The sequence below is a fragment of the Mucilaginibacter rivuli genome, assembly GCF_019391655.1.
Classification (GTDB): Bacteria; Bacteroidota; Bacteroidia; order Sphingobacteriales; family Sphingobacteriaceae; genus Mucilaginibacter; species Mucilaginibacter rivuli.
Map to the genome: position 1 here is coordinate 148,231 of NZ_JAHXPQ010000007.1, position 18,838 is coordinate 167,068.

The following is an 18,838-nucleotide window of genomic DNA, read 5'->3' on the forward strand; positions in this document are numbered from 1 at the left end:
TGGTATTCTGTCAATTTAACAGGATAAATAATAGGGATCGGCTAAATCTGACTTTGAAATTACTTAAAGGCGTTTTCGCCGGTAATATCCATTCCGGTGATCAGTAAATGTATATCGTGTGTACCTTCATACGTAATTACCGATTCCAAATTAGCCATGTGCCTCATTATCGGGTATTCGCCGGTAATGCCCATGCCTCCGAGCATTTGCCTGGCTTCGCGCGCTATGGTAATGGCTGTTTCTACGCTGTTGCGCTTTGCCATTGATATTTGCGCCGCCGTTGCGCGGTTTTCGCTTTTCAATACCCCTAAACGCCATACCAGTAATTGCGCTTTGGTAATTTCGGTGATCATTTCGGCCAGCTTTTTTTGCTGTAGCTGAAAGCCCGCTATAGGCTTGCCAAATTGCTTGCGCTCTTTGGTGTAACGCAAAGCCGTATCATAACAATCCATAGCCGCGCCCAAAGCACCCCATGTTATGCCATAACGCGCCTGGTTTAAACAACCCAATGGTCCTTTTAAGCCTGATACATTGGGCAGCAGATTTTCTTTCGGGACCTTTACCTGATCAAAAACCAACTCGCCCGTTGCCGATGCCCGTAACGACCATTTATTATGTGTTTCGGGCGTAGTAAAACCTTCCATACCCCGCTCCACAATAAGGCCATGTATCTTGCCTTCTTCATTCTTTGCCCACACTACCGCGATATCCGCAAAGGGAGCGTTGGATATCCACATTTTGGCGCCGTTCAGCAGGTAATGGTCGCCCATGTCTGTAAAGTTAGTGGTCATGCCACCCGGATCCGATCCATGGTCAGGTTCGGTTAAACCAAAGCAACCCATCAACTCGCCGGTGGCCAGTTTAGGCAGGTACTTTTTGCGCTGCTCCTCGCTGCCATATGCGTAAATAGGGTACATTACCAGCGAGCCCTGTACCGAAGCTGTAGATCGTATGCCCGAGTCGCCCCGCTCTATTTCCTGCATCATAATGCCGTATGCGGTGTAATCCAACCCTGCGCCACCATACTCAACAGGTATCGTAGGACCAAAAGCGCCTATCTCACCCAGGCCCTTTATCAGTTGCTTAGGGAAGGTAGCATTTTGAGCGTGCTCTTCAATTATCGGGCTAACCTCCCGCTTTACCCAATCCCTCACCGTAGCACGTATCAGCAAATGCTCTTCGCTTAACAATTCATCCAATAAATAATAATCAGGACTTTGGTACAGGTCGGTTTTAGGCATGGGGCTTAATGTTATATACAAAGCTAATATTTAATGTGCAAATGAGTAAATGTGCGTATATGCAAATGGTCTTTTCTCTGTGTATCTCCGTGCCTTATCTCCTGTGTACTTTGCGGTTAAATTTAACCACAGAGGTCACCGGGGTTTTTCGCAGAGTGCACAGAGTTTTTATAATCAATCAATCAAAAATCAATCAATAAAAAATAAAGAGGGGGGATAAAGTAAGAAAGAAATTCAAAACATCTTCCGTCTTTCATTTTACATCTTCCATCCCTACAATATACAAAATTTCAACCGCATTGCCAAAAAGTCAATCAATCAGTACAGTTAATTAAAACCAGTATAATAACTTTACCGCATGGTTAAGGTAGGGTTACAGGGTATTCAGTTTTTTGCCTGGCACGGCTTTTACCCCGAAGAGCAGGTTTCGGGGAATAATTTTGTGGTAGATGTTGAAGTGTCGTTTTTACAGCAACAGCATTTTGATACCGACGAGATAGGTCACACTGTTAACTACGAACAACTATACGCCATCGCCGAAAGGCACATGGGCATTACCCGCAAGCTACTCGAAACCGTAGTACAGGGCATATTGGATGAAGTAAAAGAAACTTACCCTTTTGCCGAAGCCATCCGCGTAAGCCTGAAAAAATTGAACCCGCCTATAAAAGCGGATATTGCCTGCTCACTTGTTGAAATAACATACCGTAAGCCCGATGAAATTTAATTCCATAACCGCAGATATTTTACAACAAATAAAAGCTATTGTTGGCGATAGCAACGTATTTACCTTAAGGGATGACCTGGAAAAATACAGCCATGATGAAACCGAGGACCTACATTATTATCCCGAAGTTGCCGTAAAACCCAAAACGGCTGATGAGATATCGGCCCTGTTAGCACTTTGCAACGCAAAACTTATCCCGGTAACACCACGCGGAGCTGGCACGGGTTTAGCAGGTGGCGCATTGCCTATTCACGGCGGCTTGATCATTTCAATGGAGCGTTTCAATACCATTATCAGTATCGACGAGCGCAACCTGCAGGCTACTGTTGAACCCGGCGTAATTACCGAGGTATTTATGAACGCGGTAGAAGAGAAGGGTTTGCTGTACCCTGTAGACCCGGCAAGTAAGGGCAGCTGCTTTATTGGCGGCAACATGGCCAATTGCTCGGGCGGCCCACGAGTGGTAAAGTACGGTACCATCCGCGAATATGTGCTCAACTTCGAGGTGGTTTTACCTACCGGTGAAATTATCTGGACAGGTGCCAATACGCTCAAATACGCATCGGGCTATAACCTCACTCAATTAATGATAGGATCCGAAGGAACACTCGGTATCATCACCAAAATAGTAGTAAAACTCATTCCAAAACCAACGCAAACGGTACTCATGCTGGCCTCGTTCCAAACTAATGAGCAGGCTTGCGGCGCGGTATCCGCTATATTCAGGGCGGGCATTATCCCGTCGGCATTAGAGTTTATGGAGCGCAGAGGAGTAGAATGGGTGGTGGAGCATGACGGCATTAACTTTGATATTAAAGACGGCATTGGCGCTTACCTGCTCATCGAGGTAGATGGTAATAATGCCGATGTCATATTCGGCGATTGTGAAACCATCAACACTGTATTGGAAGAATTTGATTGCCAGGATATCCTCTTTGCCGATTCATCGGCACAAAAAGAAGAGCTTTGGTACATGCGCCGCACTATGGCCGTATCGGTTAAATCAAATTCCGTGTATAAGGAAGAAGACACCGTAGTACCTCGCGCCGAACTACCCGCCCTCATCAAAGGCATTAAGGCCATAGGCGAGAAATACGGTTTCGAATCCGTTTGCTACGGTCACGCCGGTGATGGTAACCTGCACGTAAACATCATAAAAGCCGGTATGAGCGATGCCGACTGGAACACCAAACTCAAAGACGGCATTAAAGAAATATTTGAACTCACGGTAGCCCTCGGCGGCACCATCAGCGGCGAACACGGCATTGGCCTGGTGCAAAAAGAATTTATGCCTTTGAAGTATGCTGATATCAATCTGAATTTGATGCGTGGGATAAAGCAGGTTTTCGATCCGAATGGGATTTTGAACCCGGGGAAGATATTTTAGAGGCCCCCTAACCCCCTGAAGGGGGAATACGAGTTTGTTCTGATTTAATCGGGATAAAACTTATCGGGCTTCCAATTTGGGTCTTTGTATTTACTTTTTATAACATTCATAATAGCCGAAAATAGTTTTTCGGAATCTTTAGTTCTGGTATCTTTCATCTCGAATGAGCAGCGCCAATACTTTTCATTCGTTAGTTTAACAACTCCAATTTGTTCTACCCAAAAATGAAGCATAAGGCTATTCGAACTATCTATCGACTTAAGTACATAGATTTTTAACGACTTTTTATCCTTCAAGATGTCCTTACCAAATACTCTTTTTGATAATCGATAGTTATTAAGTAATAGTGTATCGATAACTTTTAAATAAAATGTATCGGCACGATAATATTTTTCATTGATCAATATTTTACGTCTTAAAGTTGACTCGTCAATATTTTGTTTATCAAAGACATAGATAAGTGAATCATTTGGATTCTGGCTTTTATAGCCAGATTGATTACCTGTTAAAAGTTGGTAAGTTACTTTTGCGCTATTTTGATTGAAAACTTTTATCCGGGCGCCCGCCGAAGTATATTCTTTTGAAATTCGAGTTTGATCAAATATGTCAGGTCCAAAATACCAATAATCAATATTCATCATTAAACCTTCAGAATTTCGGTATTCATGATTAAAAACAATATCACACAAATATTTTTGCTGCGCTTTGGACGCTAAACCAAGGTAGGTGACAAAAAACAATAACAAAGTTGCTTTTCTCATAAAATCTGTAGCCATTTTTAATTTAATCTCCCTCTTCAGGGGGCCGGGGAGCTAACTATTCATAATCAACCTCGGCTCATCATACGCGATCATTTTTTTGCGCTGCTTATCCGGTATCGGCATTGATTTGTTCGATTTATAATCGTAGCTGATGCAGACCGTTTTGCCGGTAGTGCAGATGTCTTCCTTATCATCAACTACTTTCGACAAGATATATTCCACATCAAAACTGCTGTTGCCTACACGGCTGGTGCGCACATAGCATACAATCGTATCGTTCAGGGTGATGGGTTTGCGGTAGTCAATTTCCGATCGGCCTAAAATGATGCCCATTTCGTCCCAATCCCACTCAATAATATTGGTCCAGTAGTCGCCACGGGCTATTTCGAAATAGGTAAGATATATGGCATTGTTAACATGGCCAAAGGCGTCCATGTCCGAAAAGCGAATATGTATGGGAGTTTTGTACTTAAAGTTAGCAAGGTTAGGCGTCATGTTGTGTCAATATGTCTGTAATAAATATATTAAAGCGACAAATTGTCTGCTTGTTTCTGTCGAAAATGTATAAAAGGGCATAAAAACCGCCCTTGGTATAGCAATTGAATTAGAGTTTTCGAAGTTAATAAAAAACAATATAGGAGGATTATAAAAATGACACTTGTAAAATTTGCAAACGGACACAAAAACAACGCTTTAAATCCATTATTCACTGATGTATTTGACTCGATATTAAATGATAAATATTTCGGTGGAAGCCAGGTTTCAAAAACTCCGGCTGTTAACATTGCCGAAGCCGAAAACCAGTTTCACATTGAGTTGGCTGTACCGGGTTTAAAAAAGGAAGATTTTAAAATAAATTTAGAGAAGAACCTGTTAACTGTATCAGCCGAAAAGAAAGTTGAAAACGTTGACGAGAGTAAAAAATACAGCAAACGCGAGTACAGCTATAACGCCTTTAGCAGGACGTTTACTTTACCCGAAAGTGCTGACTATGCAAACATTAGCGCCGAATATGTTGATGGTATTTTGAACATCAATGTGGCTAAAAAAGAAGAAGCTAAAATTCAAACCCGCGAAATTGCTGTAAAGTAATTTAGGCTAAGGTTTTCATTATATAGTTTGGTTTAGTTTATATATGGGATACCATGCGTGTTAAGTGTGATAGATAAGTGCTGATAGCATGGTATTTCATATAGGTTGTTAGTTTAGTTGAAGCGGGGTGTTGCGTAAGCGGCACCCCGCTTTTTTTGACTCACCCCGGCGACACTACGTTGGCCGCCCCCCTCTGCTGCGTAAAGAGGAGGAAAAAATATTTTTTAAGTTTTTTACCCTCTTTCCCGCTTGCGGGAGAGAGGCTGGTCGAGCGGAGCGATGACCGGGTGAGTCTAATAAATATCGTTTATCATATTCGCTATCAGTGCGCTCCAACCGGTTTGGTGACTGGCACCCAGGCCAAAGGCTTCATCGCCATGGAAGTACTCATAATATAATATCAGGTCGGCGTTTTCGGGCTTTTTATAAAAATCGGAATGTATGCCATGTACAGGGCGTGCGCCTGTGTTATCTTGCTCAAAAATACTGATGAGGCGGCGGCTCAATTCGTTAGCCACATCGCCAATAGTTACCTCCTTATCACTCCCTGTCGGGAAGATAACTTTGGTTTCTTCGCCATAAAATTTGGCATACTCTTTTATCGCGTTAATAAGCAGGTAGTTCATGGGCATCCATATTGGCCCGCGCCAGTTGGAATTTCCACCAAACAGGTTGGTGGTTGAGTCGCCGGGCTCATACTTTATAGAATACGAGTGCCCGTTAATATTAGCAGTATACGGATTGTTTAAATGGAATTTTGATAATGCCCGGATACCTCCTTTTGATAAAAACTCGTTCTCATCGCATATCCTGCTCATCAATTTTGCCAAACGCTCAAAAGGCACCAGTGAAAGCAATACCTGCCCTTTGTCGTTTTCTGTAGTTGGTAAAAACAAGTTGTTTTGTGTACGATAGCGGTTTAACCATCCGGCGCGTTTCCTAAAATCATTCAGTTTATGGTAATCATCCAGGTTAAATACCGATACCGCGAACATGGATGTTAATCCCACTAATGAGCGTACTTTAAGGTGATATGGCGTGGCGTTATCCATACGCAGGGTATCGTAAAAAAAGCCATCCTGCTCATCCCATAGGCCCAGTTCATTCAGTGCTTCCGCTATAAGTACATAATGTTCATAAAACTTAACGGCCATATCCTCGTAAGCCTCATCCTGTAACGATATTTCTACCGCCATATCCATCATGTTTAGCGCGAAGGCGCCCATCCAGCTTGTACCGTCAACCTGTTCCAGTACGGCATCTTTGATAACGCTGCTGCGGTCGAAAACACCAATATTATCCAGGCCCAAAAATCCACCCGAAAATATGTTGTTGCCATCAATATCTTTCCGGTTAGCCCACCAGGTAAAATTTACCACCAATTTCTGAAACACGCGTTTTAAAAAGGTAATATCGCCAACGCCTTTCTTTTCTTTTTCAATGCGGTAAACCTGCATGGCTGCCCATGCCTGTACAGGCGGGTTAACATCGCTAAAGTTCCATTCGTAAGCGGGTATTTGCCCTTCGGGGTTCATATACCATTCGCGCATAATTAAAATGAGCTGGTTTTTGGCAAAAACCGGGTCTATTAACGCCATTGGCACACAATGGAATGCCAGGTCCCAGGCGGCATACCATGGGTATTCCCATTTATCAGGCATCAATATTACGTCCTGGTTTTTTAGGTATTTCCAATTGCTGTTACGCTGGTTAGGGCGGTTCTCTAATGCGGGCGACGCGTTTTTGCCCTTGTATATCATCGCCCTGATATCGTAATGGTAGTATTGTTTGCTCCACAACAAGCCCGCGAATGCCTGACGCTGAATATTTGCCAACTCGGGCGAAGTATCAGGCGGTAGCATGGCTTTATAAAAAATATCGGCCTCCTCTTTTCGGGTATCAAACATTTTTTCAAATGCTTCATCAAAAGGGTTTTCATGCTGGGCTTTACTCAGGCGCAGGTATATTTTTTTTGATCCCTTACCGGGGATAGTATATTGGTAAACCGGCGAAAACTTGGTGCCGGTAGTTTGTTTTTTAAGCTGATCTATATTATCCTTATCAATGATGGCCTCGTGAAAGGCATCTTTTACAAAAACGCTGTCATTCTTTTGCCTGAAGATCCGCTCCTTATTGGTATCATTCTCGGTAAACATGGTAAAGGCGGCATCTTTATGATACAGGTAATAATCCCCCCCGTTAGGGTGGGTTGCTTTTACACTGCCGGTATCAATTTTGCTGATGAGTGGTTTTGGCTTTACCTGGTCAAATTGCCAGTAATTATAAAACCAAAGCGTAGGCAGCACGGTAATATCCGCGCTTGTTGCGGCGCGGTTAACTATCTCAATACATATCTGTATATCCTGGCTGTTGTTTTTTGCGTAGGTAATATACACATCAAAATAGCGGTCATTATCAAAAATATTAGTATCCAGTAACTCGTATTCCGGTTCTAATTTCGATCTGTTTAAATTAACGCTTACCAACTCATCATACGGAAAGCCCTGGTGGGGGTACTTGTACAGGTACTTCATGTAATAATGCGATGGTACATTATCCAGGTAGTAATATAATTCCTTTACATCTTCGCCATGGTTACCCTGGCCGTTAGGCAAGCCAAAAAGCCGCTCCTTTAAAATAGGGTCTTTTCCGTTCCATAAAGCAATGGCAAAGCACAGGCGCTGGTAATAGTCGGATATTCCGCCAATACCATCTTCACCCCAGCGGTAAGCACGACTGCGGGCCTGGTCATGCGTAAAATAATTCCAGGCATCGCCGTTGGTACTGTAATCTTCGCGTACTGTTGACCATTGCCGCTCGCTCAGGTAAGGCCCCCAAAGCTCTAAGGGTACATCTTTTTTCGAATTTTCGTCTAACCGGTTTTGCTCCGGATTATTAGAAATAGCTGTCATAGGGTGTACTCAACCTGTTAAATTGTAAATAACTTTAATGCAAAGCCGTGAAGATAAGCATTAAAAGGATTACCATATTGCTTTAAATGCAATGTTTTGGTTGGGTGCAGCAATAATATGTGTTGTATCTGATAGTATTATATTAAATTATTAATTTAGCACTTCAATAAAATTTCCCCTTTTATTGTAATACTTATAAACAATGGTTGCAGTTTTAATTTACTGTGAGTAAATTGTAACCGAAATGTTGCATTAATTGGTAGTACTTTACATTAACTATAAGCGGTATAAAATTACGGTTATCCTTAGCGGGATAATGCTTATGCTATGTAGTTCCTCTGTTTCGGCGCAACAGGTAAACGGGGCGATAAAGGGCAATGTTGTTGATACTAAAGGAATAGCAGTTCCAATGGGCGCTGTTTACCTGCTCAAGGCTAATGATTCAAGCCTGGTAAAAACGTCTCTGATAAATGGCCAGGGTGCTTTTGAGTTTGATCATCTGAAACCCGGGCCGTACCTTGTTAATATTTCAGTATTGGGTTACCGCAGGTATATTTTGCCAATAATTAACATACAGCAAAATGCAATTGATGTTGGTGCCATTACCATAACGAAGGGAAACGACCTGAAGCAGGTTGATATTACTGCCAAAACCGCTAATTATATTGATGTAAAGCCGGGCAAAATAATTTTAAATGTAAATAAAAGTATTTTATCAGCAGGCAATACCGCTTTGGATATATTGAATACGGCACCCGGCGTTCTGGTTGATGATAATGGCAATGTAAAGCTCAGAGGGAAGGACGTAACAGTTATGATGAATAATAAGCAGGTTTATTTATCGCCCGATGCTTTAGCCGAATTATTGCGTAACACCCCCGGAAATACTATTGCGCAAATAGAATTGATCAGCAACCCAAATGCAACATATTCTGCAGAGGGTAGCGGAGGGGTGATCAATATTAAAATACAGCGCGATAAAACTGATGGCATCAAGGGATCTGTTAATGCAGCATTTGGCATAACTGATATTAATGAGCAATACGGAACAAGGAAAAAATGGAGTACGGGCTTTAATTTAGATTATAATAATAAAAATATAAGCCTGTTTGGCGGATTTACACGCGCTACTAATATATCGCAAAGATTATCCGTTACCGATAGGGATGTATATAATCCATCATTAAAACAAGCGCATACCGATTACCTTAACGATCTCAACGATAGGGGTAATATTTTCAGGCTGGGTATGGATTATGCGATCAACCCGAAGCAGCTTGTTGGTTTCCTGGTAAACGGTATATATAGTAATTACGATTATACTAAAAATACAAGCACGGTTACTACGGTTTATTCCAAGCCCGATTCTATGTTTGTTAGCAACTCATTAACTACCCGTAAACTGCTAACCTATACACTGAACTTAAATTATAAAGGTAGCCTGGGTAAATGGGGCGAATTATCAGCCGATGCTGATTATTCTGTTTTTGACAGGAAGCCTTTTGAAACAGTTTATACCGATAGGTATGTTTTGCATCCTGTTATAATATTGCAACGTTCACCGCAGCCACCGTATATACAAAACACTTTTCCTACAATTTATAACATATACTCTTTTAATGTTAGCGATAATATTAAGCTGAATAAACTGTCGTCTGTTTTGGCAACTGCTAAGGTAAGTTATGTTACTAATGCTAATAATGCCGATTTTGGTTACGTTACAAATAATGTATATAAATCCGATCCGCGTTTTACTAATCAATACAATTATAACGAACAAATAAATGCATTAGGCATAACTTACAGCGCCATTTTAAATAGAAAAACTTCTATAGAGGTTGGGCTAAGGGCAGAGCAGACTATAAATCATGGTCAGGCAACATCGTTAACTAAAACAAGCCCGGTAGCAACAAATAACTACGTTAACCTGTTCCCGGCGTTCCAGCTAATATCAAACCTGAATGATAACGATCAGCTTTCGTTTTCTTACAGCCGCCGGATACGGAGGCCAATGTATACCGATCTGAACCCGTTTTTAAACTACCAGGACCAGTATAACTACTATATTGGCAATCCCGAACTGAAGCCTCAGTACACAAGCAATGTCGAGATCACAAACACTTTTAAACAGAAATTTAGTGTTACATTAAGTACATCAATTACCCGTAATTATGTTTTTGTTACGTTTTTACCCGGTAACATTATAGCGCAAAAAGTAAACTTTGGATATAATAACAGCTACGGTGTGCAAATTAACCAGGCTGTTGATGTTGCTAAATGGTGGAAAGCCAATTTAAATGCTGATATATCTTATGAGCATTATGATAATAGTTTGAACGGAACTGATTATAACATCAATACCCAGGAGGTTAATTTAAACATCCAGCAGCAGTTTAGCTTTTTAAAGCAGTTTAAAGCCGAATTGCTTACAACTTATGAGTCGCCAAAGTACGAGGGATTTTATCATTATAATGGCAGGTACCGGGTTAACGCGGGCCTGAGCAAAAGTATTTTTAATAAAATGGGATCTGTTCAATTCCAGGTTTCCGATGTTTTCAACTCTTACTATAATACCTACTATGCCGATTACCAGGGCCTCAATTATACGGCATACGCGCGTAATTTTTTCAGAACGTATCAGCTGAGTATGGTTTACTCTTTTGGTAGCAAGGGCGCTAAAGAAGAGCGTAAACATAGGGCAGCGGCGCTCGAAGAGCAAGGCCGCGCCGGGGGTGGAAACTAAAAAAGCGATGAGTTATTAAAACCATCGCTTTTTTATGAAATAAAGATCAGATCTGTTATTGCAGTTTAGCTAAAGCATTTTTGATCCTGCTCATCGCTTCAATCAGTTTTTCTTCTGACGCGGCGTATGATATACGGATAGATTTCGGATCGCCGAAAGAATCACCGCCAACGGTTGCAACGTGCGCTTCTTCTAATAAAAAGATGCTTAACTCATCAGCATCGTTATACGTTTTGCCGTTGTAGCTTTTACCGAAGAACGAAGTAACATCCGGAAAGAAGTAAAACGCACCTTCGGGAAGGTTCACTTTTACACCATCAATGTTCTTCAACAGATCGTAAACAATATCACGGCGTTTGCGGAAAGCTGTGCGCATTTCGTGAACGCTTTCTAAACCACCTTCGGCAGCGGCAATACCGGCACGTTGGGTAATAGAGCATGTTCCTGATGTGATCTGACCTTGCAGTTTATCGCATGCAGCAGCAATTTCTTTGTTTGATGCCGAGTAGCCAATGCGCCATCCGGTCATCGCGTAAGCTTTACTGAAACCGTTGATGATCACCACACGATCTTTAACCGATGGGAAAGACGCGATAGAAACGCATTTTTCAACAAAGTTAATGTGCTCATATATCTCGTCAGACAGGATATAAATGTTCGGGTATTTTTCGAAAACTTTTACCAAACCGGCCAATTCTTCTTCGCTGTATACACTGCCTGTAGGGTTACATGGCGATGAGAACATGAAAAGTTTTGTTTTTGGTGTGATAGCCGCCTCTAATTGCTCAGGTGTAATTTTAAAGTTGTTTTCAACAGTACTATTAATGAAAACACTGGTACCTTCGGTTAACTTAACCACCTCGCTGTATGATACCCAGTATGGCGTAGGGATAATTACCTCTTCGCCCGGGTTAACCAAACATAGCAACGCATTAGCAATAGCCTGTTTAGCACCTGTTGATACTACTATCTGGCTTGCATCATAATCTAATCCGTTTTCCACCTTTAACTTATTCGCTATCGCCTTTCGTAGTTCGGGGTAACCGGCTACAGGTGTGTAATAAGTGTAGTTCTGATCCATAGCTTCCTTGGCAGCAGTTTTAATGTGCTCGGGGGTATGAAAATCAGGCTCTCCAAAGCTAAGGCTGATCACATCAACACCTTTAGCAGAAAGTTCGCGGCCAAGTTTGGCCATTTTAATGGTTGCAGATTCGGATAAATTATTGATCCTGTCGCTCAGTGCATTCATATATTTTTTTTGCTTGTTGCGGCAAATATAGAAAATAACTTTACGGGTACTTGGCTGTTATTTATAAATTTGAAGAAATTTCATTTACTTGAACGAACAAAGGCGCATCATTCTATTTTCGTTAATAACGGGTGCCATATTAATGGTCGCCAAGTTTGCTGCCTACTTTTTAACCGAGTCGAACTTTATACTTACCGATGCCGCCGAAAGCATTGTTAATGTAGTGGCCAGCGCCTTCGCTTTTTACAGTATTTACCTATCGGCACAGCCGCGCGATAATAACCACCCATACGGGCATGGTAAAGTGGAGTTTTTTTCGGTATTTGTTGAAGGGATACTCATCACCATAGCGGGGGTGCTTATCCTGTGCAAATCAATATATGGTTTTTTTAACCCGCACCCCGTACATGCTGTATTATTAGGTGCTGCAATTATTGGTGTTACCGGGGTGGTTAACGGCTTGCTGGGCTGGTATATGATAGTGAGGGGAAAAGCCCTGCGATCAATGACCCTGGACGCCGATGGCCGCCACCTGCTTACCGATATGGTTACCAGCGGTGGCCTGGTTGTTGGCTTAACGCTGATATATTTCACGAAGATTGAAGCACTGGATAATGCCTTATCCATATTAGTAGCATTGTATATTGTGTTTGTGGGATATAAACTTACCCGTAAATCGGTTGGTGGCTTGATGGACGAAACCGACTTTGCCATTGTTGACGATGTAGTGAAGATACTGAACGATAACCGCGACGAGGCCTGGATAGATATCCATAACCTGCGCGCGCAGAAATACGGTAACGAACTGCACATTGATTGCCACTTAACCCTACCCAATTACTTCGACCTGAACCGTGTGCACCAGGAAGTAAAAGAGCTTGATGAACTGATTAACACCAAAGCCAGCATACAAACCGAATTTTTTATCCATACCGATCCCTGTTTGCCCGAGTGCTGCCACTATTGCAATATGCCCAACTGCCCCATACGCAGCGAAGCAAAGCGGGTAGATATTACCTGGACGATGGACAATGTGATCCGTAACAAAAAACATTTTGAACCTGATGAACAACTTTAGTGTACGTGTATATGGCTTGCTCATTAACGAGCAAAACGAAGTGCTGATAAGCGACGAAAAGGAGTATGGTATGCGCTTTTCAAAATTCCCGGGTGGCGGGCTTGAGTTTGGCGAAGGTTTAATAGCAGGCCTTCAGCGCGAGTTTATTGAAGAGTGCAATTTAAAGATCGAAGTACTGCAGCATTATTATACCACTGATTTTTTTGTAAAATCGCTCTTTCATGATGCACAACTCATCAGCGTTTACTATACGGTTAAAAACCTTGAACCCATCAACCTAACTATTAAGCAAAAAGCTTTTGATTTTGATGGCGATGTGGAGCCCCTGCAGGCTTTCCGTTGGGTGAGTTTAAATGACCTTACCGAACACGATGTTACCTTCCCGGTAGATAAACACGTGGTGAAACTTTTAAGACAACAACATGGGCTTAGTTGAGCGCGATCTGGCCGTAATATGGCACCCTTATACACAAATGCAAACAGCATTGCCGCATATCCCGATAGTAAAAGGAGAGGGCTCACTGTTATTTGCCGAAGATGGTAAAACATATATCGATGCCGTATCATCATGGTGGGTAAATATCCACGGGCACTCGCATCCGCATATCGCGAAGAAAATATATGAGCAGGCGCTGCAATTGGAGCACGTGATATTCGCGGGCTTTACGCACCCCATAGCGGTTGAACTGGCAGAACGCTTATTAGCCATCATCCCGCAAAATCAAAAAAAAGTGTTTTATTCTGATAATGGCTCGACAGCTATAGAAGTGGCGATAAAAATGTGCCTGCAATACTGGAACAACCAAGGTATACAGCGTACTAAAATAGTAGCCTTTAATAACGCTTACCACGGCGATACTTTTGGTGCCATGGCTGTAAGCGGCCGCAGCGCATTTACTAAAGCCTTTGATGATTTATTGTTTGATGTTGAATTTATTGACCTGCCCAATGCCGATAATATTGACCAACTCAAAACTCAGATCTCGCATATCAAATCCGAATTAGCCTGCTTTATTTTCGAACCGTTAATACAAGGATCGGGGGGGATGCTGATGTATGAGGCTAAATACCTTGACGAGCTAATGGCCCATTGCCGCGCCGAACAGGTGTTAACCATTGCTGATGAAGTAATGACCGGCTTTGGCCGCACCGGCAAACGTTTCGCCTGCGATCACCTGCAGCAGCAGCCCGATATTATGTGTTTCTCCAAAGGGCTAACGGGCGGCACCATGGCTCTGGGTGTTACTACCTGCACGCAACAAATTTATAACGCTTTCCTTTCGGATGATAAACTGAAGACCTTGTTTCACGGCCATTCATTTACAGCCAACCCTATAGCCTGTGCCGCGGCATCGGCCAGTATGGATCTGTTCTTACAACCTGAAACCATAGCTAATATTGAACGGATTGAAGCGAGGCACAAGACATTCGGAGCAAAAATAGCATCGCACCCTAAGTTAAAAGAGATTCGCCAAACCGGAACGATCATAGCGATGGAGTGGGAGACGGGCAGCAATACATCATACTTTAGCGGCTTACGTGATAAGCTATATACCTACTTTTTAGATGCCGGAATCATTTTGCGCCCGCTTGGCAACATTCTGTACATTTTACCTCCGTATTGCATTACGGATAGCCAACTCAGCTATATTTACAGCAAAATTGAAGAGGCCTTAGAGATATTTTAAATGGAGAACTTACTGAATACCATAGTTACCAATGCCGACCTGCATGCCCGCTGGTTAAATACGCTTTCGTTGATGGAGAACACCGGCGCACGTAAAATATCAGCAAGCGAGGATATGGCTACTGTTACCTATATCATACTAAAACACGCTGCCGAAGAACATCGCCACGCGTTCTATCTTAAAAAACAATTAGAAAAAGTTGGTACCAATCTTTGCCCAACTTACGCTACTGAATATTTAATAGCCCCGGCCCAAAGTAAATACTACCTCAATTTATTGGATGTTGAAGTTTGTCGTTACCTGAAAAGCACGCTCCAACTATCAGGTGCTGAGTTGCGCTTCGCAGCATATCTGCTGGTTACCTACGCCATCGAAGTGCGTGCTGATGAGCTTTACCCGGTTTATCAAACCGCTTTAGAAGCCGCAGGCAGCAAAGTAAACGTAAAATCCATCATCCTAGAAGAAGAAGGCCACCTAGAAGAAATGATCAACCAACTCAAATCATTCTCGCCCGATTGGCAACAGCATGCGGATATTGCTGTTGAAATTGAAACACGGTTGTTTAACAACTGGATAGAAGGTTTGAAGAAAGAAGTGTTGCAAGGCGTAGCGAACTAAAAAATACGTCATTGCGAGGTACGAAGCAACCTCTGCGCGACAGGTTTCCGATATACATTATCGACTTGCATGTGCAGAGGTTACTTCGCTATCGCTCGCAATGACGCGTTTTAAAAGTTTAATTATAAACGATCTCCTTCTCTGCCCCGGTAAATACATTGCCTACAAACTGATTATCAAAAGGCGCTACATCCTGCATGGTGCGCGATGGATATCGGTTGGTATCAAACTTGCCCGTCCAATCCACATTCTTACTATCGCCAACCAAAATAGCTACCGAAGCATTGGTAATGTGATTGTATTTTACTGTACAGCCGCTTGCCGCGATGTAAAATCCCGTTACCTCTTTACCTTTGGCCATGCCATACATTAAGCGGATAGCGGTTTTAATATTACTAATGTTGTTATTAGTAATGGTATGCCCCGTGCCATTTACACGTATGCCGCCAATGCCGCCTTTAAATTTATTACTATCCACCAAACAATCGTGGCCGCCGCGCATAACCAGTTCACCCTGGCAATCTTCAAAGTAGTTTTTAATGTATTTGTTGCCGGTGCTTTTATTGCTGATCACCTCCGGCTCGCCGTCGCAATGTATAAATACATTCTCCCTCACGGTAGCATTAGGCACTAAGTTGCCCAATAGTATCGGGTCCTGACCTATTTGTACGCATTCGCCGCCATTGTATATAGGCCAGCTTACTTTTGGTTTATCTTTAAAAGTATTATGGTCAATTAAAGTGTATTTAGGGCAGTCTTCTTTGGTTACTTTTACCTGTACTTCCATATCATCAACATCGGCAATAAAAGCGTTGTTGGTAACCCGGTTGTTTTCGCCGTAGCCGGATATTACCACCAAAGGCATAAACTGGCTTTTACCCGTGTTTTTAGTAAACATGCATTTGCTGAGCCTGCCGTTTTTGGTATTGAAAAACTCGATAAGCAACGCGTTTTTATTACCCTTTTTTAAAACGTTACATCCCGAAAAGGTGATACCGTTAAGTATTACATAATTACCCGTTATCCTGAAAATGTGATCGTAAACATCGCCTGTAAAGGTTACTTTGCCTTCCGCTTCCGCGCGAATAGTGACAGGTTTTTCCGCCGTGCCGGATATGGTGATGTTCAACTCCCATGGCGTATACGTACCATTAGCAATAACGACCGCATCGCCCGGTTGGGTTTGCGTTAGTGCCGTTTCAAATTCCTGCTGTGTGTGTACCAGCCGGTTTTTACCCAGGGCCGTGCCAATAAAGGCCGCCGCCAGGGCAGTACCCAATAAAATCTTCTTCATAAAATGTGTGTTGTGTGATAGGTTAAAAAATATAATTGATAGGTGTTAAACGTATATTTCGCCTTTTAAATAAGTAACCGCCTTGCCGCCCATCAGCACACGGTCGCCTTTGTTTTCGCACCATAATTCACCTTTGCGGGATGATATTTGGTAGGCGTGCATTTTATCTTTGCCTAACTTTTCCGCCCAATACGGTATCAGGTTACAATGTGCCGAACCGGTAACCGGGTCCTCATTTATCCCCGCTGATGGCGCGAAGAAGCGGGATACAAAATCAGCATCATCGCCAACGGCAGTTACAATAATTCCTAAAGTATCTACTTTGGCCAGCAGGTTAAAGTCGGGAGCTATATCGTGGATATCCTGCTCAGTCTCGTAAATCACAAAGTAATCTCTCGATTTTAAAACCTCAACCGGTGTTTTCCCGCCAAGAGCGACAATCAACTCCTGCGGCGCAATAACCTGCTGCGGTGGCCTGCTTGGAAAATCAAGACAATATTTATCGCCCTGCTTACTTACCACCAATGTGCCTGCTTTTTGCGTGTAAAAGTTGATAGATAGCTGATCATATCCCAATTCGGTATACAAAATATGCGCCGAAGCCAGGGTTGCATGGCCGCAAAGGTCTATCTCCAGTTCGGGTGTAAACCAGCGCAAGCCGTAGCCATCGCCTTCTTTTACAAAGTAGGCGGTTTCGGCAAGGTTATTCTCGGCGGCTATCTTTTGCATAGTAGCTTCGGGTAGCCATTCGGTTAAGGGGCATATTGCGGCGGGGTTACCGCCAAAAAGCTGATCGGTAAAGGCATCGGCCTGGTAAATAGGTATGGTCATGATGGTATCAATAGGTATTATTGACTAAGATAGCCGAAATTGACGATAACTAAAAAGCCTTTCCGGTGTTTCAGAAAGGCTTTCAAATATTTTACCCTGTGTATCTCCGTGGTTTTCTACTCTCTGCGCCCTTTGTGGTAAAATTAACCACAGCGTACGCATAATTACATCGCAGAGCTTATCCTAAATACGATTTCAATATCTTACTTCGCGATGTATGCCTTAAACGCTGCAAAGCCTTATCTTTTATCTGGCGTACACGCTCGCGGGTGAGGTTGAACTTTTCGCCTATCTCTTCAAGCGAAAGCGGCGAACTGCCTCCCAAACCAAAGAACAATATGACGATCTCGCGCTCACGCTCGGTAAGGGTTGATAAAGAGCGCTTGATCTCTTCGGATAGTGATTCGTTAATCAGGTTAAAATCGGTATTGGGCTCGTTGTTACCCAATACATCCAATAGCGTATTTTCTTCGCCCGAAACAAAAGGCGCATCCATAGATACATGGCGGCCTGAGTTACTTAACGTGTCGGATATCTTATCAACGGTAGTTTCCAAAATATCGGCCAGTTCTTCAGGGCTTGGCTCACGCTCGTATTCCTGCTCCAGTTTACTGAAAGCCTTACTTATTTTGCTTAGCGAGCCTACCTGGTTCAATGGTAAGCGCACAATGCGCGATTGCTCTGCAATGGCTTGCAATATGCTTTGGCGTATCCACCAAACGGCGTATGATATGAATTTGAAACCTTTGGTCTCGTCAAAACGTTTGGCAGCCTTAATCAAACCCAGGTTACCTTCGTTTATCAGGTCGCCCAGGGTAAGGCCCTGGTTTTGGTATTGCTTAGCCACAGAAACAACAAAGCGCAGGTTGGTTTTTGTTAAACGCTCCAAAGCGGCCTGGTCGCCCTCCCGAATTTTTTGTGCGAGAATTACTTCCTCTTCAGCAGTGATCAGGTCAACCTTTCCAATTTCGTGTAAATACTTATCTAATGATTGCGACTCACGATTGGTAATGGATTGGGTTATTTTGAGTTGTCTCATCTTGGAATATAAAGCGCTATCCTATTTTAACTATACAACGTGCAATAATATAAAAATGTTGCTAAAAATTAACTTTTGAAAGTGTGTTGATAAAAATAATTATTAACAAACAAGGCGATTTCAACAGTTAAGCCTGGCGCGCATATTTATTGTTTCGCAATAATAAAATGTCTTTATC

At 42.6% G+C, this 18,838-nt stretch carries 16 protein-coding genes; 8 read left to right on the forward strand and 8 right to left on the reverse strand.

Annotated features, from left to right (window positions below; translation table 11 throughout):
* Nucleotides 1–59: 59 nt before the first annotated feature.
* Nucleotides 60–1,241, reverse strand: coding sequence for an acyl-CoA dehydrogenase family protein (locus tag KXQ82_RS16545; RefSeq protein ID WP_219489565.1), 1,182 nt, complete (start codon nucleotides 1,239–1,241; stop codon nucleotides 60–62).
* A gap of 358 nt (nucleotides 1,242–1,599) precedes the next feature.
* Between KXQ82_RS16545 and folB the strand changes: the two genes are divergently transcribed.
* A complete protein-coding gene (gene folB, locus KXQ82_RS16550) occupies nucleotides 1,600–1,968 on the forward strand; it encodes a dihydroneopterin aldolase (protein ID WP_219489566.1) in 369 nt (122 codons plus the stop codon).
* Nucleotides 1,958–3,355, forward strand: a complete 1,398-nt coding sequence (locus KXQ82_RS16555) for an FAD-binding oxidoreductase (RefSeq protein WP_219489567.1) — start codon at nucleotides 1,958–1,960, stop codon at nucleotides 3,353–3,355. The genes folB and KXQ82_RS16555 overlap by 11 nt, the downstream gene beginning before the upstream one ends.
* A gap of 44 nt (nucleotides 3,356–3,399) precedes the next feature.
* Here KXQ82_RS16555 and KXQ82_RS16560 read toward each other — a convergent pair whose 3' ends face one another.
* Nucleotides 3,400–4,131 carry a hypothetical protein gene (locus tag KXQ82_RS16560; protein ID WP_219489568.1) on the reverse strand — a complete coding sequence of 244 codons (732 nt, stop codon included), beginning with the start codon at nucleotides 4,129–4,131 and terminating at the stop codon, nucleotides 3,400–3,402.
* Between the two features lie 36 nt (nucleotides 4,132–4,167).
* On the reverse strand, nucleotides 4,168–4,611 hold the full coding sequence (locus KXQ82_RS16565; RefSeq protein WP_219489569.1) for an acyl-CoA thioesterase: 444 nt from the start codon (nucleotides 4,609–4,611) through the stop codon (nucleotides 4,168–4,170).
* 156 nt (nucleotides 4,612–4,767) lie between these two features.
* On the opposite strand from KXQ82_RS16565, the gene KXQ82_RS16570 reads away from it, so the two are divergent.
* The gene (locus KXQ82_RS16570) at nucleotides 4,768–5,208 is read left to right on the forward strand and encodes an Hsp20/alpha crystallin family protein (RefSeq protein ID WP_219489570.1); all 441 of its coding nucleotides are present in this window, start codon (nucleotides 4,768–4,770) and stop codon (nucleotides 5,206–5,208) included.
* Nucleotides 5,209–5,501: 293 nt separating this feature from the next.
* On the opposite strand, the gene KXQ82_RS16575 is transcribed toward KXQ82_RS16570, so the two are convergent.
* The gene (locus KXQ82_RS16575; protein ID WP_219489571.1) at nucleotides 5,502–8,120 is read right to left on the reverse strand and encodes an MGH1-like glycoside hydrolase domain-containing protein; all 2,619 of its coding nucleotides are present in this window, start codon (nucleotides 8,118–8,120) and stop codon (nucleotides 5,502–5,504) included.
* 322 nt (nucleotides 8,121–8,442) lie between these two features.
* Here KXQ82_RS16575 and KXQ82_RS16580 point away from each other — a divergent pair, with 322 nt between their 5' ends.
* Nucleotides 8,443–10,863, forward strand: a complete 2,421-nt coding sequence (locus KXQ82_RS16580) for an outer membrane beta-barrel family protein (RefSeq protein ID WP_219489572.1) — start codon at nucleotides 8,443–8,445, stop codon at nucleotides 10,861–10,863.
* A 55-nt stretch (nucleotides 10,864–10,918) separates the two neighbouring features.
* Here the strand turns inward: KXQ82_RS16580 and KXQ82_RS16585 are convergent, their stop codons facing one another.
* On the reverse strand, nucleotides 10,919–12,112 hold the full coding sequence (locus KXQ82_RS16585; protein WP_219489573.1) for a pyridoxal phosphate-dependent aminotransferase: 1,194 nt from the start codon (nucleotides 12,110–12,112) through the stop codon (nucleotides 10,919–10,921).
* A gap of 88 nt (nucleotides 12,113–12,200) precedes the next feature.
* On the opposite strand from KXQ82_RS16585, the gene KXQ82_RS16590 reads away from it, so the two are divergent.
* The 4 genes from KXQ82_RS16590 to KXQ82_RS16605 are packed head-to-tail and all read left to right on the forward strand — an operon-like array spanning nucleotide 12,201 to nucleotide 15,496.
* A complete protein-coding gene (locus tag KXQ82_RS16590) occupies nucleotides 12,201–13,190 on the forward strand; it encodes a cation diffusion facilitator family transporter (RefSeq protein WP_219489574.1) in 990 nt (329 codons plus the stop codon).
* Nucleotides 13,177–13,626 carry an NUDIX domain-containing protein gene (locus tag KXQ82_RS16595; protein ID WP_219489575.1) on the forward strand — a complete coding sequence of 150 codons (450 nt, stop codon included), beginning with the start codon at nucleotides 13,177–13,179 and terminating at the stop codon, nucleotides 13,624–13,626. The genes KXQ82_RS16590 and KXQ82_RS16595 overlap by 14 nt, the downstream gene beginning before the upstream one ends.
* Complete coding sequence (gene bioA, locus KXQ82_RS16600) at nucleotides 13,613–14,878, forward strand: adenosylmethionine--8-amino-7-oxononanoate transaminase (RefSeq protein WP_219489576.1); 1,266 nt, start codon at nucleotides 13,613–13,615, stop codon at nucleotides 14,876–14,878. Before KXQ82_RS16595 ends, bioA begins: the two co-directional genes overlap by 14 nt.
* Nucleotides 14,879–15,496 carry a hypothetical protein gene (locus tag KXQ82_RS16605; RefSeq protein ID WP_219489577.1) on the forward strand — a complete coding sequence of 206 codons (618 nt, stop codon included), beginning with the start codon at nucleotides 14,879–14,881 and terminating at the stop codon, nucleotides 15,494–15,496.
* 118 nt (nucleotides 15,497–15,614) lie between these two features.
* On the opposite strand, the gene KXQ82_RS16610 is transcribed toward KXQ82_RS16605, so the two are convergent.
* From KXQ82_RS16610 to KXQ82_RS16620, 3 genes are all read right to left on the reverse strand, one after another.
* Nucleotides 15,615–16,790, reverse strand: coding sequence for a chondroitinase-B domain-containing protein (locus KXQ82_RS16610; protein ID WP_219489578.1), 1,176 nt, complete (start codon nucleotides 16,788–16,790; stop codon nucleotides 15,615–15,617).
* A gap of 45 nt (nucleotides 16,791–16,835) precedes the next feature.
* A complete protein-coding gene (locus tag KXQ82_RS16615) occupies nucleotides 16,836–17,621 on the reverse strand; it encodes a PhzF family phenazine biosynthesis protein (protein ID WP_219489579.1) in 786 nt (261 codons plus the stop codon).
* A 178-nt stretch (nucleotides 17,622–17,799) separates the two neighbouring features.
* Entirely contained in the window at nucleotides 17,800–18,660 is an 861-nt protein-coding gene (locus KXQ82_RS16620) for a sigma-70 family RNA polymerase sigma factor (RefSeq protein WP_219489580.1), read from the reverse strand.
* Nucleotides 18,661–18,838 lie beyond the last annotated feature (178 nt).

Coding starts and splice junctions, on each gene's coding strand:
- KXQ82_RS16560 (WP_219489568.1), bottom strand. CDS start 4,131: ATGGCTACAGATTTTATGAGAAAAGCAACTTTGTTATTGTTTTTTGTC.
- KXQ82_RS16570 (WP_219489570.1), top strand. CDS start 4,768: ATGACACTTGTAAAATTTGCAAACGGACACAAAAACAACGCTTTAAAT.
- folB (WP_219489566.1), top strand. CDS start 1,600: ATGGTTAAGGTAGGGTTACAGGGTATTCAGTTTTTTGCCTGGCACGGC.
- KXQ82_RS16605 (WP_219489577.1), top strand. CDS start 14,879: ATGGAGAACTTACTGAATACCATAGTTACCAATGCCGACCTGCATGCC.
- KXQ82_RS16610 (WP_219489578.1), bottom strand. CDS start 16,790: ATGAAGAAGATTTTATTGGGTACTGCCCTGGCGGCGGCCTTTATTGGC.
- KXQ82_RS16580 (WP_219489572.1), top strand. CDS start 8,443: ATGCTATGTAGTTCCTCTGTTTCGGCGCAACAGGTAAACGGGGCGATA.
- KXQ82_RS16585 (WP_219489573.1), bottom strand. CDS start 12,112: ATGAATGCACTGAGCGACAGGATCAATAATTTATCCGAATCTGCAACC.
- KXQ82_RS16575 (WP_219489571.1), bottom strand. CDS start 8,120: ATGACAGCTATTTCTAATAATCCGGAGCAAAACCGGTTAGACGAAAAT.
- KXQ82_RS16565 (WP_219489569.1), bottom strand. CDS start 4,611: ATGACGCCTAACCTTGCTAACTTTAAGTACAAAACTCCCATACATATT.
- KXQ82_RS16615 (WP_219489579.1), bottom strand. CDS start 17,621: ATGACCATACCTATTTACCAGGCCGATGCCTTTACCGATCAGCTTTTT.
- bioA (WP_219489576.1), top strand. CDS start 13,613: ATGGGCTTAGTTGAGCGCGATCTGGCCGTAATATGGCACCCTTATACA.
- KXQ82_RS16595 (WP_219489575.1), top strand. CDS start 13,177: ATGAACAACTTTAGTGTACGTGTATATGGCTTGCTCATTAACGAGCAA.
- KXQ82_RS16545 (WP_219489565.1), bottom strand. CDS start 1,241: ATGCCTAAAACCGACCTGTACCAAAGTCCTGATTATTATTTATTGGAT.
- KXQ82_RS16555 (WP_219489567.1), top strand. CDS start 1,958: ATGAAATTTAATTCCATAACCGCAGATATTTTACAACAAATAAAAGCT.
- KXQ82_RS16620 (WP_219489580.1), bottom strand. CDS start 18,660: ATGAGACAACTCAAAATAACCCAATCCATTACCAATCGTGAGTCGCAA.